Raw genomic sequence first — 15,124 nt, 5'->3', positions numbered from 1 at the left:
GTTCATCGTACCCTATACCCTGTCAGCGCGGTGCTGTACCAATATCCAGGGTTTGACCACCACGGTCCACAGCTGCCTGTCCTGTTCCAGCCATTCTTTGGCCTGCTCATCACTGACCCTGGCCAGTTGCCCGCTATTAAGCAGGGCGGCAATCTGTTCTGCCTGGTCTTCTGCCATATGCAGGGCCACTTCGACCAGGTCCTGGTCACCCGCCACCACCAGCACGGTGCCGCCAGCGAAGTGGCGTAACAGCTCACTCCAGGGAAAGCTGGCGGTTTCCAGATTGATTTTCGTGCGCAAAATATCGGTGTTTGACATAAATAATGGCTTGAATGAAAAGTCTGTTGCTTCGTGCGTGCAGCAAACAATACTGAAAAAGCGTATTTTACCCAAGCATGATCATAAGCTGGCGTGTTGCTTTGCGCTGATGATCTGCTTTGCCGTTTGTGACGACGGAAATACGGCGATGTTTAGCTTCGATTCAGTTAATATTTGCGTTGCAAGTAAATCTGCAATTTGATTAAAACAAATTGGCAGGGAATGCTATTTTCTTGTTCTTTTTGTAAAAAAACAGGTCAAGATGAAGTAAAGCTATTTCACGGAAAATTTTGATCCATGCCAAAAGAGACAACATGACATTAAGGCGACAATTACTTCTTGCAATTTCGGTCATATTTTTTGCCGTGTTCATAGGCTTGCAGGTTTTATCGGTACTGACTACCAGGGATTATCTGCAACAACAACTGGCATCCCATGCGCAAGATGCGGCAACCGCCTTGTCTCGACCGCTCGAAGATGCGATGGCAAAAAATGACCAGACTCTGGCAGACATACAGATCACGACCTTGTTCGATCGCGGCTATTACAAAAAAATAGCAGTGCTGGACCCAACCGGCAAGGCCATCATCAGCAAAGAACTCCCAGTCAATAAAGAAAAAGTACCAACCTGGATGCCGGTGCTATTCGATTTGCAGACTCCGCCTGGGGAAGCGTTCATCTCTTCCGGCTGGCGTCAGTTGGGCAAGGTCGTCGTCATCAGTCACCCGGCCTATGCCTATGAATACCTGTGGCGTTCCATGAAAGATACAGCACTGTGGATGCTGGTCATGTACCTGATTGTCTGGGGACTGACCGTACTGCTGCTGAGAATCATCCTCAGTCCGTTGGAAAAAATTGAAGAAGTCGCCATCGCCGTGCAGGAAAAACGTTTTCTGCATATCGATGTTTTGCCACAGGCGCGTGAATTGCAGCGCGTGGTAGTCGCCATGAATCATATGTCAGACCGCATTTCTGCCTTGCTTGATGAAGAAATTGCCAAAGCTGAAACCTATCGGCGTGAAGCCTTTATCGACAAGATCAGCGGCCTGGAAAACCGCCATGGTTTCGATCTGCGTTTCAATCATCTGCTATCAGAAGATGGCCGCTTCGATACTGCGGTGATTTTTGTACTTGAATTCGATGGGCTTAAAGAATTCAATCATCAATATGGTTATCAGCAGGGAGACACCTTGTTGGCCGACGTGTCCACCGTGGTACGTGAAGTCGTCAGCAAATATTCGAGCATACTGGGTCGCATAGGCGGCACTTCGATTGCCGCAGTTTGCATCGATATCGATGAGAAAGGCATCAGCCAACTGGTCGACGTGTTGCAATACAGGCTGAACCAGGTATTGCTACGCGCATCCAGGCAGGTCAGCCTGGCGGCAGGGGCGGTCGTATTTGGGCTTGCCCATAATCGAACCGATATTTTTTCGCGGGCAGATCTGGCCATAGAAACCATGCGCCAGTCTGGCACCGGTCAAATCCATGTCGTCCGTTTGGAAGAAAGCGAAACCCATATCGCCGGTTCACATGGCTGGCGCATGCTGATCCGTAATGCGCTGGCAGAAAACCGCTGGGTGTTGTTTGCCCAACCCGTCATGCGTTTGCAATTGCGCCAACTGGTACACCATGAAGTGTTTTCCCGTCTGCTGGATACCCACGGCAATCTGGTACCGGCGAATAAATTTTTACCCATGGCCCTGCGCCACCAACTGATGCCAGAAATTGATCAGGCCGTCATCACCTTGATCATCGACATGCTGCTGACGCCCAACCCGGCATTCAAGCATATTGCGGTGAATGTCTCGTTGCAATCGATGGAGAGTCAGGATTTTTGTGACTGGCTGCTGGCACGGTTGAAATTTTCACCAGAGCTGTCAGGTCGCCTGTCGGTGGAAATGAGTGAATATGGTTGTGCCAGAGATCACGCAGTCACCAAAAAATTTGTGAGCTTGCTGCACGATGCCGGCATCCGCTTTGGTGTGGATCACTTTGGCCTGGACCCGCATTCACTGAATGTCATCCGCGAAATACCACCTGACTATATCAAGCTCGATGGCGGTTTGATACAGCAGATTGTCAGCAACGAAAGCAGCCACGCCCACCTGCGTGCCATCGTCAAATTTGCCCAGTCCATGGGGATACCGCTGATAGCGCAAAATGTGGAAAGCGAAGAATCACTGCAATTGTTATTGGCAGACCAGATCGATTGTGGTCAGGGTTTTTACTTTGGTGTGCCAGAAAAAATAGTGACGGAAAAATCTTAGACCTGTTGACCTCATAACTGAAAACAGAAAAGCGCAGGTGCCTGAGATAGCTTACATGCGCTTTTCTTTTTCCATCTTGTCTATCACGTCTTTCCATAAACGCACCGTCGATGCGCCACCCTTGCGGGTGTTGCCGCTGGCCAGCCACAGGTCTTCATCATTGAAACTATACACAGGCACCAGATCACTGCGGGCCGATGCCAGTTGAATTTCATCCACCAGGTTATCCATGATCCAGGGTTCAGCCGTCGGCGTGGGGTAATACGCCAGCACCATATGGGTTTCGCCAATGTGGATTGCTCTGACATAGGTGATGCGCAATCTTTCCACTGGCACCCCCAGGTCTTTCAGCGTCATGTATTTAGCGATGGCATAATCTTCACAGTCACCACCCCATGATGCGACAAATTCTGCCGGGGTCGCCCAATAATCAGCAACGCCCCAGTGTTCCTGATCGCTGGCATAGGGTACACGATTATAAAAGTCATTCACCTGGCGCAGCACGGGCATTTCATATTTTCCATCGCTGGAAGTCGCAATGTTTTTGGCAAAGTCCTTGCCTGCTGCAGCGCTGATCTTGCGTACCGTATTTTGCATTTGCGCCAGACGACGTGGCCCCTCGGCACCGAAGCGCTTGTTCATCGATTCCAGCAAACCATGCGAAAAATCCACCAGGCCGGAAAGTGCACCGGGGCTGGCGAAGACAAGCAAGACACTGAAAACAAGGGTAATTTTTGCTACCGTACTTCGCATGTGCAAGTGATCCGGGCAACTGAATAGTGAATCAGAATAAACACATTATCGCCCGTGCCAAGAGCTACATTGCATAAATCCTTTGCCTGTTAGTGTATCTGCTTATGGTAATGGCTTCATAGCAATCACACATATAAACATGGTTAAACAGCATACAATTAGTGATTCCGGTATTTCAAATACGCAATCCAGATAGTAAAAAGGAAACCCCATGTCCCTCAGACCACCTGCCCGCATCGACTTACGCAGCGATACCGTTACCCGTCCCACCAGTGCCATGCGTGCTGCCATGCATACCGCTGAAGTGGGTGATGATGTGTATGGTGATGACCCTACGGTGAACCGTCTGCAAGCCTGTGCTGCTGAACTATTTGGCTATGAAGCGGCACTGTTTGCCCCATCCGGTACACAAACCAATCTGCTGGCCTTGCTGGTCCATTGCGGGCGGGGTGACGAATATATCGTCGGCCAGGACGCGCATACTTACAAATACGAAGGTGGTGGTGCCGCAGTGTTGGGCAGCATACAGCCGCAGCCCTTGACCAATCAGGCAGATGGCAGCATCGCCCTTGGTGATATAGCCGCCGCCATCAAACCAGATGATTTCCATTTTGCCCGCAGTCGCTTGCTGGCACTGGAAAACACCATCGGTGGCCGCGTGCTGCCACCAGCCTATGTACAGGCAGCTACCAGCCTGGCCCATGAACGTGGCCTGGCGAGTCACCTGGATGGCGCACGTATCTGCAATGCCGCTGTCAAACTGGGTGTAGAACTGAACGAGGCAGTGACTGGTTTTGACAGCGTTTCCGTTTGTCTTTCCAAGGGCCTGGGTGCGCCGGTCGGTTCAGTATTATGCGGCGACAAAAAATTCATCAAAAGCGCGCTGCGTTGGCGCAAGATGCTGGGTGGTGGCATGCGTCAGGCAGGCAGCCTGGCCGCTGCAGGTTTGTATGCGCTGGAAAATAATATCCAGCGTCTGGCCGAAGACCATGCCCATGCAGAACGTCTGGCCAAAGGCTTGCAGCAAATAGCTGCCATACAGGTACAGACACCACAAACCAATATCCTGTATGCCGAAATACCGGCTGCAGCGTGCGCTGGTTTGGAAAAGCATTTGCTGGATCATGGCATTCGCGCCCGCGTCACCCCGCATATGCGCATGGTCACCCATCTGGATATTACCGGTGCAGACATTGATGATGTGATTACTGCTTTCCAGACTTATTTTGAAACTTGGAAAGCGGCAAGTGAATAAATCTCAATCCGTATTAAAAATCGGGCTGTAAATAATAATGCGGTCAATGCTGACAGTCTTTTGATCATCGCTTAAAGCCAGGTTTTCGACACAAGGCATACTGGCCAGGTCTTGCCCAAGATTGTTTTGTGGATGTGCGACTTGGGCCAAGATATTAAACAGGCTGACGCTTTGGCTAAGTGCTGCCTGGCCCGGATTCTCCAGGCAAAAGTAGGCAATATTCTGTTCTTGCGTCTGCCCGTCCTTGTCCGTCAACTGCATGGGGAAAGTGACGCTGATCTTGTTGGCTGTGTTCAGTATGCTCTGGGTCCAGGTCCTTGTTTCCGCATCATAGGCGATATGACAGGTCAGGATGTCACCTGGCCTGACCGCCATGCGTGGGCCACCAAAACAGCCGAACACGGGGCTGTCGGCATTTTCCGTATTCACGTACTGGCCAGAAATCCACCAGCCTGTTTCTGGCAATTGTGTCGGGTTGGGGGCGCATGAGGTATTTTGCGCGCTGCAGTAAGTCAGTACCGGTTGCAATACCCCACGTCCTACTGGGGCAAAATGGTCACCACCTGGCTGCAGACCGGGCCAAATGAATACTACTCCTTTGTCGCAACCAACAAATGGTACCTGTATGCTGGCCTGCAAAGAAATCCATCCATTGCCCTGTGGCGCGCAAAGGCTGACGATGCGCCCCTTGGGTGCAGGCTTTTCATATACATCGGCACCGGTCTCGGTACCCAGGACTGGTTTGCCAGAAAAAAATACCACGTCACCAGCATGCAAAATTTGCTGCTTTGCCAGTATCGTGAAATGCTTGACATAAAAAAAGAAAGTGATGCGATCATTGCCTGCGGCAAATGCCTTGGCTTCGGCCAGCGTCATGCAGGTTTTGCGGCACACCTCTTGCGCCCAGTTGGCTTCATCATGCATCACCACGCCGGGAATTTTTACCCATTGAAAACCAGCTTCTTCCTTATAAAAATTAAAGGGCTTCCTGGCTTCGGGTATGGCGATATCCCTGTCTGATTTTCTCATGATTGATCCTTTGCCTGGCTTGCGCCTGATAGCTGGGTTAGGTTAATGCGTCTGACTTGACTTCTACACTGCCATCATTTTTCCTGCGTCTGTCACTGCTGACACGGCTGTTTTGCAAAATACGCGACTGGTCCTGGCGACGGTCAGTTTTTCTTCTGTCGAAACGGGTTTGCGTGTCGCCAAATAGCTCGCGCAGTTTGGCGTTATCCACCGTGTTTTCATCATCGTTTGGCGTATGTTGTCCAAACAAATGGGCCTGCAGCCGGAGCAAGGGCGGCAAGCGGTCCTGGAAACTGGCAAAGTCGCCGTAAGTATCCGTTTTCAAGAGCGTGTCTGCAGTCGTGATTTCCTGTGCGAATTTCATGTCTGGCTCCTCTTTCTAAGTTAAGGCTTTCGCTAATCCGTAAGCAAGGTCGGCTGGCGACTTTACTGAACATAGTCAAAATCCGTGCCAGCAAAAAAACGGTGTTGCGGCGGTGTTTGGGTCTGATTTACGCTTGTTGCTACGTAAAAAGCTGCTATTTACATGTCAATGCGGCTTTCTGCTACATGTAAAAATCAGTCACAGGCAACGGCTTGCTGCAGCATTCCCAGATTCAACAGGTCCGATGCGCTCTTGCTCTGCTTAAGCGGTTTTTTAGCGACACGCTTGCTGACAGTGGGGGCTGGGCGGGCGGTTTTTTCTTCATCCCGTACCAGACCTATCGTGGTTGACCAGGCCTGGTCCTTCGATGCCCAGGTAGTGGCCCACAGGTAAGGCTTTTCCATGATGGAAGGTGCTGGTTCAGGCTGTTGCCGCATGCGTATGCGGGTTGAAGTATGGATAGCTGCTGTCCAGGCCGCCTTTGGGTCATGGGTAGGCAGACACATGGCGACAGTGCCTGCGCTGATCCGGGTGCGGCCAAGGTAGTGGGGGGCACGCTCTATATTCTTTTGTATCAGGGCGCTGCGGGTTTCGTGGTAATACACATCATCCATCAGCAAACGCATGGCAATCTTGCGGGCCAGCCTGGCCTTCAGCGTCATTCTGCTTAACAGGATAAACAACAATACATTCGACAAAATACATATGATTTCGGTTGGTAACATTTTCTCTCTCCCAAATTACAGGCCTTCATCGCCTGCCGTATGTGGTGATAATTGCAAGCGCCGTGCCAGCTGCCCACCACTATGAGAGCAGGTATTTGTGATTGCAGGTTGACATGTCAAGCGCACAAATTTACATTGGTGCTTTACATACGCAGTACACACAATGACCGATATTGATTACACGCTGACCTCGCCCCTGTCCAGGCTGTCTGACAATGCCTCAGCCTTGCTGGGCTTAACCATCGTCTGGCATCCGGATAGTCAGCGTATAGGCGAGCAGTTTATTGCCAGCAACCCAAATGGCTTGCTTGAAATCAACCGTTTTTTACCCTTGTTCCGACATCCCGCCAAAGAAGGCCTGCCACTTGGTTATGGTGGTATCTCGCGCGACCCGGTACGGGTAACACGCGACAGCGATGACGGCATCGTCATCACTCCGCCCGCCAGCCGCATGGTGGTCGAAGTCAATGGAACAGAAATCACCGCTCCGGTGGCAATGAGTCGTGAGCAGATAGAATCAGGCGTCATCCTTGGCCTGGGCCGCGCCGTGCTGATCTGCCTGCACTGGATGCGTTGCCTGCCCAAGCACAACCCCGCACTTGGCTTTGTCGGCGTTGGCAGTGCTGCTATTGTCGCCCGCGACCAGATACGCCAGGTCGCCGGTACTGAGCTGCCGGTTCTTTTATTGGGTGAAACCGGCACCGGCAAAGAAATCGCTGCCCGTGCCATCCATGCCTATAGCAAACGCGCTAACGCACAACTGGTCAGCGTCAACATGGCCGCATTGAACGAAGCCCTGGCCGCTGCCGATTTGTTTGGAGCCGTCAAAGGTGCCTACACCGGCGCACAAAACGCCCGCAAAGGTTTGTTCGCAGAAGCAGACGGGGCAACACTGTTCCTCGATGAAATCGGCAATACCCCAGCCAGCATCCAACCCATGTTGCTGCGCGTGCTGGAAAGCGGCGACTACCGGCCACTGGGTGCACAGAACGACCAAAAATCCAGCGCCCGCCTGATCGCCGCGACGGACCAGGATTTATATAGCGAAGGCTTCAACCAGGCCCTGCTGCGCCGCCTGGAAAGCTTCATCATCCACCTGCCGCCCCTGCGTGCCCGGCGTGAAGATATAGGCGTGTTGCTGCTGCATTTGCTCAGTACCAGCAAAATGCCGAATGAGCTGGGTACCAACCTGCCGGTCGCACTGGTCAGCGAATTTGCCAATTACGACTGGCCAGGCAATATCCGCCAACTGTCGCACGTCTTGCGCCGCGCCTTGCTGGCCCTGCAACTGGGCGAAGTGCCACAATTGGCAAGCCTGGTCAAAACCACCCACAAACCCGCATCCGCAGGCGCAGAGCTGGCCACCATCACTGCCGACAGCAAAATCCCGCTGCCTGTCATACCACGTAAAAAATTGACTGAGCTCAGTGAAGACGACGTTTTGCACGCCATGGAAAACAATGACTGGTATATACAGGGTGCCGCACAAGAGCTGGGTATCTCACGCCCATCCATGTACAAACTGCTGGACAACCACAGCCAGATACGCCGTGCCGAACAGATACCCATGGAAGAAATTCGCCAGACACTGGAAACCAGCGCTGGCGATATTGAGGCTTGCGCCGCGTTGTTGAAAACGCCTAGTGAGGCGTTGCGGCGGTATTTGAAGGTGGTGGGGGGGTAGATTTTGCCGGTATTAAGTACCAGTTCCTACGTCGCTTTCAGGCCCACCAGCTACGGCCAAGACTTCATTGTCGGTCAGGACACGCATTTCGTGTTCTTGGCCGGATTGATGTTGTTTGACTTCGACTTCGGATGTGTTCAATTTAGTTTTCATGGTTTTCCTTAATAAGGTAGATTATCGCCAGAAATTTAACGGGTCTGGTTACCGTATTTTTGCTTGAAGCCAGAATTCGTCTATTAGCCGCCACTACCAACATCAGATTCAGGTCCGCCAGCTACATTCAAGATTTCATTCTCGGTCAGAACACGCATTTCGTGTTCCAGGCCGGATTGATGTTGTTTGATTTCGACTTCGGATGTGTTTAATTCAGTGTTTTTCATGGTTGCCCTTAAGACGGTAGTTAATTGCTAGGAAATTTTGGACTAGGACTGGGGTAAAGCATTTCTCATTTGGTGTCCTGACTCTGTCAGCCGCCACCTGTACCAAGTTCAGACTCCGGACCGCCAGCTACGCTCAAGACTTCGTTGTTGGTCAGAATACGCATTTCGATTTCTTGACTGGATTGATGTTGTGCGCCTTCAACATCGGATTTGTTCAAGGACGTAGTGATCTCTGCTTTTTTCATAGAATACCTTTTAAGGATTAGTGATACTGAAATGTTAGATTGAAATTGGATCGCTGCGTAATTGAAGAACTGTTCGATTTATCCGTTACCTGAACCAACGTCAGATTCAGGCCCACCAGCAACGTCCAAAATTTCATTGTCGGTCAGAATACGCATTTCCAGTTCTTGTGTGGCCTGATGCTTTATGCCGTCAACGTCGGAATTGTTCAAGGGGGTTGTAATTTCCGCTTTTTTCATAGTATGTCCTTTAAGGATCAGTGCACTGAAATGTTTGAGTGAGATTGAACTGCCGTGCAATTGAAGAACTGTCCTATTCATTAGGTACCAGAACCAACATCACATTCTGGTCCACCAGCCACGCTCAAGACTTCACTGTCAGTCAGAACACGCATTTCGTGTTCTTGACTGGCTTGATGCTTCGCACCATCAACCTCAGATTTGTTCAAGGAAGTGGTGATTTCTGTTTTTTTCATAGAATGCCCTTTCTGGATCCGCTTACTGAAATTTTTGATTAAATTGAATTATCGAGAGCTTGAAGAAATTGCTTGATTTATCCTGTACCTGTTCCAACATCACATTCTGGCCCACCAGCAACGTTTAGAACTTCATTGTCGGTAAGAACCCGCATTTCATTTTCTTGACTGGACTGCTGCTTGCATTCAACTTCAGATGTGTTTAATTCAGTGTTTTTCATGGGTTTCCTTGATAACGTAGCTGATTGACAGAAATTTCATGCATTTGGATATTCTATTACTTGCTTGAAGTCAGAGTTTATTAACCGCCAGTACCAACATCAGATTCCGGCCCGCCAGCTACGGTCAAGACTTCACTGTCAGTCAGAACACGCATTTCGTGCTCTTGACTGGCTTGATGCTGCGCGCCGTCAACATCAGATTTATTCATAGACATAGTGATCTCTGCATTTTTCATGGATTTTCCTTTGGAAATGATCCGTCAATTGATGACGACTGAACTTGGATTGTGACTACCGAACTGACACTTAGCCAGCACCAGATTCAACATCCACTTCAGGTCCGCCAGCCACGCTCAACACTTCACTATCAGTCAACATACGCATCTCGGTTTGCTGATTTGGTGAATGCAGATTGATACCGGAATCCGACTTGTTCAATGTTGAATGATTAAAATTGCTTACCGTATTTTCCATATTGAACCTTTCAATAAGCGCATTTCGATATACTTTGTTTAGCTTGAATTTTTCAAGCCCACTCCATCGACACTGGATCGCTTAGCCAGCACCAGATTCAACATCCACTTCAGGCCCACCAGCTACGCTTAGTACTTCTTCGACTGACAGAACACGCATCATGCTTCCTGCATTGGCGTCTTGAATATGTGTTTGGGAGATAGCGGTTGATTCGTTGATATGCGAAATCGATGTTTCGCCAGAGATATGATGCATTCTTCCTCCAATATGTTGAGAGAATTCAGCTTGCAGGGTCGCAATTTGTGTGCCGCACACACGATGGCTTGCCTGAATAAAGATATAGCCAAAGAATGCGAATTGCAAGTGCATTCATAGATTTTTTATTTGCTGATCTTTGCGGTATATTGTCAGTCTTACTTTGTTGACAGATTGTGGCGCTCAAAAAATGTGTGCCCGATTTTGATGCATATTCTTCGTGATTTTATGAAACCATAGGCATGAGCAAACTGTTCCGCAAAGAAGCGCTGGATCATCAGTCGCAGCGTTATCATGGCGCGATATTGTTGACCCGTAGCTGGTCTTATCCAATGCTCAGCCTGTTTTTGTTCAGCCTGATTGTGCTGATCGTTATTTTTTCACTGTTCTTTGGTTTTACCCGTAAAGAAACTGTCACCGGCATGGTGGTGCCGGATCAAGGTTTGTACAGGTTGGCGACACCGCAGTCTGGCATTGTGTCCATCATCCATGTCAAAGAAGGCCAAGAAGTGCAGGCTGGTGACGCCTTGTTCACGCTTTCTGGCGAGCGTAACAATGGCAGCACTGACACCGAGGCATCCATCAAGCAAAGCTTGCTGGCGCGTATTGCCCGGTTCAATCAAGAGCTTGATCAGTTACAGATGCAAACAAAAAACAAGCGCATGGACATGGATGCCCGTTATGCCAAACTGCAAGTCAGTTTGCAACATGTCGATAATGAACTGGTGCTGCAACGCCGCCGTGTGCAACTGGTGCGCGATATTTCAAACCGCATGGCAGACCTGGGCAAGTCAGGCAATGTATCCAAGGTGACACTCAATGAAAAAGCCGCAGATGTGATAGAGCAAGAATCACGTCTGGCCAGTATAGAGCTGGAACAACTGGCCCTGCAACGTGAAGTCGCTACGCTTGCCGCCAGCCGGCTTGACCTACCTTTGCAGGCAGAGCGTGACGCATCACAGCTCAAACGCAATATCGAAGAATTACAGCAACAAGTCACAGAAAGTGAAGCCCGGCGGCAACTGGTGATACGTGCAGACCAGCCTGGCCTTGTCGCTGGCATTGTCGTCAACCGCGGCCAGTCTGTATTTGCTGACCAGCGTCTGGCCAACCTGATGCCTGCTGGCAGCAAGCTGGAAGTGGAATTGTACGCCCCCACCCGCGCTGCCGGTTTTGTGCACCCGGGTACTGAAGTCATGTTGCGTTACGACGCTTTCCCATACCAAAAATTTGGGCAGTTTCGCGGTGTAGTCAAAGAAGTGTCCGTTGCCACCATCGCTTTGGATGATGTGCAGATCGGTATCAACAATTCAGTTCGCCAGGTTGTATCTTCCGGCGGTGGTGAACCTGTGTATCGCTTGCGTGTGCAGCTCGACAGTACACAGGTAAAAGCCTTTGGTAGTAAGCATCCACTCAAACCAGGCATGCAACTGGTAGCAACACTGGTGCTGGAACATCGCACCCTGGCACAATGGGTGCTGGAACCTTTATATGGCATGGCCAGCCAGTTATGAAAGCAGGGTTTTCGAAAACCCGACAAAGAAAGTTTTTGAATGGATAGATTAGGACTACGTCGCCAACTTCCCGTGTTTTTGCAGACCGAGGCCACAGAGTGTGGCCTCTGTAGCGTTGCCATGGTAGCCAATTACCATGGCTATCTGACTGATCTGGCGACACTGCGCTTGCGCTTCTCTATCTCACGCAAGGGCGCAACCCTGCAAAGCCTGATCAGGATAGCCCGTGGTCTGAAGCTGGAAAGCCGCCCCTTAAAACTGGAACTGAACCATCTGTCGCAACTGCAATTACCTTGCATCCTGCATTGGGACATGGATCATTTTGTGGTGTTGAAATCCGTTTCGGCAAAAGAAGTGGTGATCCATGACCCGGCCATAGGCTTGCGCCGCTTTAGCATGGATGAATTTTCCAAACACTTTACCGGCGTGGCGCTGGAACTGAGCCCGGCCAGCGACTTTGCACCCGCCACCAACAAGCTGCAATTTACCCTGCGCAGCCTGATGGGGCGCATCACTGGTTTAAAGCGTGGCTTAAGCCAGATATTCTTGCTGGCACTGGCGCTGGAATTTGTCTCGATTGCTTTGCCGTTTTATTTGCAATGGGTGGTGGACCATGCTCTTGTTTCCATCGACCGCGATTTGTTAAGCACCCTGGCGCTGGGCTTTGGTTTGCTGGTGTTAATCCAGGCCGCTATCAGTGCAGTACGAAGCTGGTTTGTGGTGGCCTTAAGTACCCGGCTCAATTTTCAGTGGATGGGCAACGTCTTTGCCCATCTGGTCAAATTGCCGCTGGAATTTTTTGAAAAAAGGCATATCGGCAATATCCTTTCTCGCTTTGGTTCTATCACCACCATACAAAAAACACTGACAACCAGCTTTGTACAAGCCCTGGTAGATGGTGTCATGGTTATAGGCACGTTCAGCATGATGCTGTTTTACAGCCGCACCTTGGCTCTGGTGGCGACGGTTGCAGTTGTGTTGTATGCCCTGATGCGCTGGAGTGTGTATAACGCCTTGCGCACAGCCACGGCAGAACAGATTATTCATGCCGCCAAGCAGACCACGCATTTTTTGGAAACCGCCAGTGGCATACAAAGCGTGCGCCTGTTTGGCAAAGGCGAACAAAGGCGTGCAGGCTGGCTGAATATTTTGGCAGAACAATTTAATGCAGACCTGCGCATACAGCATATACGTGTCAGTTACGAAACTGCACAAACCCTGTTATTTGGCCTGGAACGGGTCATCATTGTCTGGCTGGCGGCCCGTGCGGTGATGGACAATACCTTTACGGTGGGTATGTTGCTGGCATTTATTGCCTACCGCGACCAGTTTTCTGCCCGCCTGGCAGCGCTGATAGACAAGGCCATCGAATTCATGATGCTGAGCCTGCATGGTGAAAGAGTGGCCGACATCGTCATGGCTGAAGCAGAACTGACAACGCAAGACCATGATCATGAACTGGATTTAAGCAAGGTCAAACCCCGCATACAACTACGCGATGTATCTTTTCGCTATTCACCCACTGAACCTAATGTGATTGAAAACATTAACCTTAGTATTGAGGCAGGTGAATGCATCGCCATTACCGGCGTATCTGGTTGCGGCAAGACTACCCTGGTCAAGGTTATGCTGGGCTTGCTCACCCCCACCCAAGGTGAGGTCTTGCTGGATGGTGTGCCCATCAAGCGCCTGGGTTTAAGCAATTACCGCGACATGATAGGTACAGTCATGCAAGAAGACCGCATGTTCTCTGGCTCGATTGCAGACAATATCTGCTTTTTTGATCCGCTGCCAGACTGGGATCGCATACACCACTGTGCACAACTGGCAGCAGTACATGATGAAATCACTGCCATGCCCATGGGCTATTACACCATCACTGGCGACAGTGGCATAGGTATCAGCGGCGGGCAAAAACAAAGGATACTACTGGCACGCGCCCTCTATCGCCAGCCTCGCATCCTGGTGCTGGACGAAGCAACCAGCCAGCTTGATGTGGCCAATGAACGCAGTGTGAATGCAACAGTGACTGACCTGGGCCTGACCCGTATTATCGTGGCGCACAGGCCGGAGACAATAGCGATGGCGGACAGGGTGGTGGTAATTAAGGCTGGGCGGTTGATAGATGATCTGTTAAAGGACAGTTCAGTTGAGCTAAGTAGATGAAAGAAGATATTCTACAATTTTGAACGTAAAACATAGCCAAATTTAATTTGGCTATGTTTTTTGCATCGTGTTATGAAGCTTACGACTTACAAGAAAAAGATGCTCATTTTAAAAATGGCATCTCTTTCTTTATCTGAATTTTCAGCCTCCATTACCTGCTTCAACGTCCACTTCTGGGCCACCTGCAACGATAGGAAGTGCTTCAACTGTCAAAGGACGCAAACTCTGTTCATTTTGTTGGTTGGGGTCTTTCTTTGATAGCGTTGGTATCGGATCTGTTGTTGACGTGTTCATGTTTTGCATATTGTTCCCTTGAAGTGAATATCGTAAAAATGATTTTTTATACTAAAAGTATGCGGAAAACAGCACAGATTTTTGTCGCATTAATCAATGTGAGAACTAGATATTATTAGGGGAGGAATTAACCGCCACCTTGCGATTCAACGTCTACTTCTGGATCTGGCAGGTAGAAAAACTCAGAACTTACTACACCGGCTGCATCTGTGAAATCGGCCGAAAATGATATAGTAAAGCCCCAAAAGCCAATGCTGTCTGCCGTCATTGTCATGGTCACGCCATCAACTGGGCATGCAGTTACAGATGTACCGACAATCTTTCCTTCACCATTAGGTTGTATGCCTTTGCAAATTGCGATAAAAGCACTGGCCGTAACCTTTACAGTATCGTCGGGATTAGTAGGCGTACCAGAAAACGCGAAAGTTACAGTATCGTCAACGCAAAGATAGGGGCGGCCTGTAGCAGTATCTGTGGGAAGGAGGGGCGAGAATTTTCCATGCGCTGAAATAGTGGCCCGACTTTGTGGGATACCTTGATTAAAGTAGGTAGTGAAGGTGTAATTTACCGGTGGGACTGGATCACTCATATTCAATCTTTCAATTGGTTGAACTAAACAAATAAGCATGCGCACTCACGATATTCATGCTTGCCGCTTCAATAATCAGATATTTTAGATTAAAGAAATCTTTATTTCGTAGGCT

21 protein-coding genes are annotated in these 15,124 nt (G+C 49.8%); 5 read left to right on the top strand and 16 right to left on the bottom strand.

The window, feature by feature from the left end; genetic code table 11:
- Positions 1–12: 12 nt before the first annotated feature.
- Positions 13–318: a DUF2288 domain-containing protein gene (locus tag AC1RVX_RS00535; protein ID WP_493214637.1), complete on the bottom strand. Its 306-nt coding sequence runs from the start codon at positions 316–318 to the stop codon at positions 13–15.
- Positions 319–632: 314 nt separating this feature from the next.
- Between AC1RVX_RS00535 and AC1RVX_RS00530 the strand changes: the two genes are divergently transcribed.
- Positions 633–2,588, top strand: a complete 1,956-nt coding sequence (locus AC1RVX_RS00530; protein ID WP_493214636.1) for a bifunctional diguanylate cyclase/phosphodiesterase — start codon at positions 633–635, stop codon at positions 2,586–2,588.
- 51 nt (positions 2,589–2,639) lie between these two features.
- Here AC1RVX_RS00530 and AC1RVX_RS00525 read toward each other — a convergent pair whose 3' ends face one another.
- A complete protein-coding gene (locus tag AC1RVX_RS00525) occupies positions 2,640–3,341 on the bottom strand; it encodes a transglutaminase-like cysteine peptidase (protein ID WP_493214635.1) in 702 nt (233 codons plus the stop codon).
- Between the two features lie 211 nt (positions 3,342–3,552).
- Between AC1RVX_RS00525 and ltaE the strand changes: the two genes are divergently transcribed.
- A complete protein-coding gene (gene ltaE, locus AC1RVX_RS00520) occupies positions 3,553–4,596 on the top strand; it encodes a low-specificity L-threonine aldolase (RefSeq protein WP_493214634.1) in 1,044 nt (347 codons plus the stop codon).
- Positions 4,597–4,599: 3 nt separating this feature from the next.
- Here ltaE and AC1RVX_RS00515 read toward each other — a convergent pair whose 3' ends face one another.
- The 3 genes from AC1RVX_RS00515 to AC1RVX_RS00505 form a co-directional block, all read right to left on the bottom strand.
- The gene (locus AC1RVX_RS00515; protein ID WP_493214633.1) at positions 4,600–5,625 is read right to left on the bottom strand and encodes a hypothetical protein; all 1,026 of its coding nucleotides are present in this window, start codon (positions 5,623–5,625) and stop codon (positions 4,600–4,602) included.
- A gap of 37 nt (positions 5,626–5,662) precedes the next feature.
- Positions 5,663–5,989: a hypothetical protein gene (locus AC1RVX_RS00510; RefSeq protein WP_493214632.1), complete on the bottom strand. Its 327-nt coding sequence runs from the start codon at positions 5,987–5,989 to the stop codon at positions 5,663–5,665.
- Positions 5,990–6,183: 194 nt separating this feature from the next.
- Positions 6,184–6,714: a hypothetical protein gene (locus AC1RVX_RS00505; protein ID WP_493214631.1), complete on the bottom strand. Its 531-nt coding sequence runs from the start codon at positions 6,712–6,714 to the stop codon at positions 6,184–6,186.
- A gap of 163 nt (positions 6,715–6,877) precedes the next feature.
- On the opposite strand from AC1RVX_RS00505, the gene AC1RVX_RS00500 reads away from it, so the two are divergent.
- Positions 6,878–8,398 carry a sigma-54-dependent transcriptional regulator gene (locus tag AC1RVX_RS00500; RefSeq protein WP_493214630.1) on the top strand — a complete coding sequence of 507 codons (1,521 nt, stop codon included), beginning with the start codon at positions 6,878–6,880 and terminating at the stop codon, positions 8,396–8,398.
- Positions 8,399–8,410: 12 nt separating this feature from the next.
- Here the strand turns inward: AC1RVX_RS00500 and AC1RVX_RS00495 are convergent, their stop codons facing one another.
- The 9 genes from AC1RVX_RS00495 to AC1RVX_RS00455 form a co-directional block, all read right to left on the bottom strand.
- Positions 8,411–8,551, bottom strand: coding sequence for a hypothetical protein (locus AC1RVX_RS00495; protein ID WP_493214629.1), 141 nt, complete (start codon positions 8,549–8,551; stop codon positions 8,411–8,413).
- Between the two features lie 83 nt (positions 8,552–8,634).
- Positions 8,635–8,778 (bottom strand): hypothetical protein, encoded by a 144-nt coding sequence (locus tag AC1RVX_RS00490; protein WP_493214628.1) that lies wholly within the window; start codon positions 8,776–8,778, stop codon positions 8,635–8,637.
- A gap of 86 nt (positions 8,779–8,864) precedes the next feature.
- Positions 8,865–9,023, bottom strand: a complete 159-nt coding sequence (locus AC1RVX_RS00485; RefSeq protein WP_493214627.1) for a hypothetical protein — start codon at positions 9,021–9,023, stop codon at positions 8,865–8,867.
- A 78-nt stretch (positions 9,024–9,101) separates the two neighbouring features.
- The gene (locus tag AC1RVX_RS00480) at positions 9,102–9,260 is read right to left on the bottom strand and encodes a hypothetical protein (RefSeq protein ID WP_493214626.1); all 159 of its coding nucleotides are present in this window, start codon (positions 9,258–9,260) and stop codon (positions 9,102–9,104) included.
- Between the two features lie 80 nt (positions 9,261–9,340).
- Positions 9,341–9,496, bottom strand: coding sequence for a hypothetical protein (locus AC1RVX_RS00475; RefSeq protein ID WP_493214625.1), 156 nt, complete (start codon positions 9,494–9,496; stop codon positions 9,341–9,343).
- 77 nt (positions 9,497–9,573) lie between these two features.
- Complete coding sequence (locus AC1RVX_RS00470; RefSeq protein ID WP_493214624.1) at positions 9,574–9,717, bottom strand: hypothetical protein; 144 nt, start codon at positions 9,715–9,717, stop codon at positions 9,574–9,576.
- Positions 9,718–9,797: 80 nt separating this feature from the next.
- Positions 9,798–9,953 (bottom strand): hypothetical protein, encoded by a 156-nt coding sequence (locus AC1RVX_RS00465; protein ID WP_493214623.1) that lies wholly within the window; start codon positions 9,951–9,953, stop codon positions 9,798–9,800.
- A gap of 70 nt (positions 9,954–10,023) precedes the next feature.
- Entirely contained in the window at positions 10,024–10,191 is a 168-nt protein-coding gene (locus AC1RVX_RS00460; RefSeq protein WP_493214622.1) for a hypothetical protein, read from the bottom strand.
- 81 nt (positions 10,192–10,272) lie between these two features.
- Positions 10,273–10,554: a hypothetical protein gene (locus AC1RVX_RS00455; RefSeq protein WP_493214621.1), complete on the bottom strand. Its 282-nt coding sequence runs from the start codon at positions 10,552–10,554 to the stop codon at positions 10,273–10,275.
- 134 nt (positions 10,555–10,688) lie between these two features.
- Between AC1RVX_RS00455 and AC1RVX_RS00450 the strand changes: the two genes are divergently transcribed.
- Entirely contained in the window at positions 10,689–11,960 is a 1,272-nt protein-coding gene (locus AC1RVX_RS00450; RefSeq protein ID WP_493214620.1) for an HlyD family secretion protein, read from the top strand.
- A 39-nt stretch (positions 11,961–11,999) separates the two neighbouring features.
- Positions 12,000–14,126 (top strand): peptidase domain-containing ABC transporter, encoded by a 2,127-nt coding sequence (locus tag AC1RVX_RS00445; protein ID WP_493214619.1) that lies wholly within the window; start codon positions 12,000–12,002, stop codon positions 14,124–14,126.
- 141 nt (positions 14,127–14,267) lie between these two features.
- Here AC1RVX_RS00445 and AC1RVX_RS00440 read toward each other — a convergent pair whose 3' ends face one another.
- Both AC1RVX_RS00440 and AC1RVX_RS00435 read right to left on the bottom strand, forming a co-directional pair.
- Positions 14,268–14,420 carry a hypothetical protein gene (locus tag AC1RVX_RS00440; RefSeq protein ID WP_493214618.1) on the bottom strand — a complete coding sequence of 51 codons (153 nt, stop codon included), beginning with the start codon at positions 14,418–14,420 and terminating at the stop codon, positions 14,268–14,270.
- Between the two features lie 127 nt (positions 14,421–14,547).
- Entirely contained in the window at positions 14,548–15,009 is a 462-nt protein-coding gene (locus tag AC1RVX_RS00435; RefSeq protein WP_493214617.1) for a hypothetical protein, read from the bottom strand.
- Between the last annotated feature and the right edge of the window lie 115 nt (positions 15,010–15,124).

This window comes from Undibacterium sp. GW821-FHT11B02, from assembly GCF_058808955.1.
The sequence above is the reverse complement of the archived record's forward strand: the minus strand, read 5'-3'. Positions and strand labels throughout refer to the sequence as shown.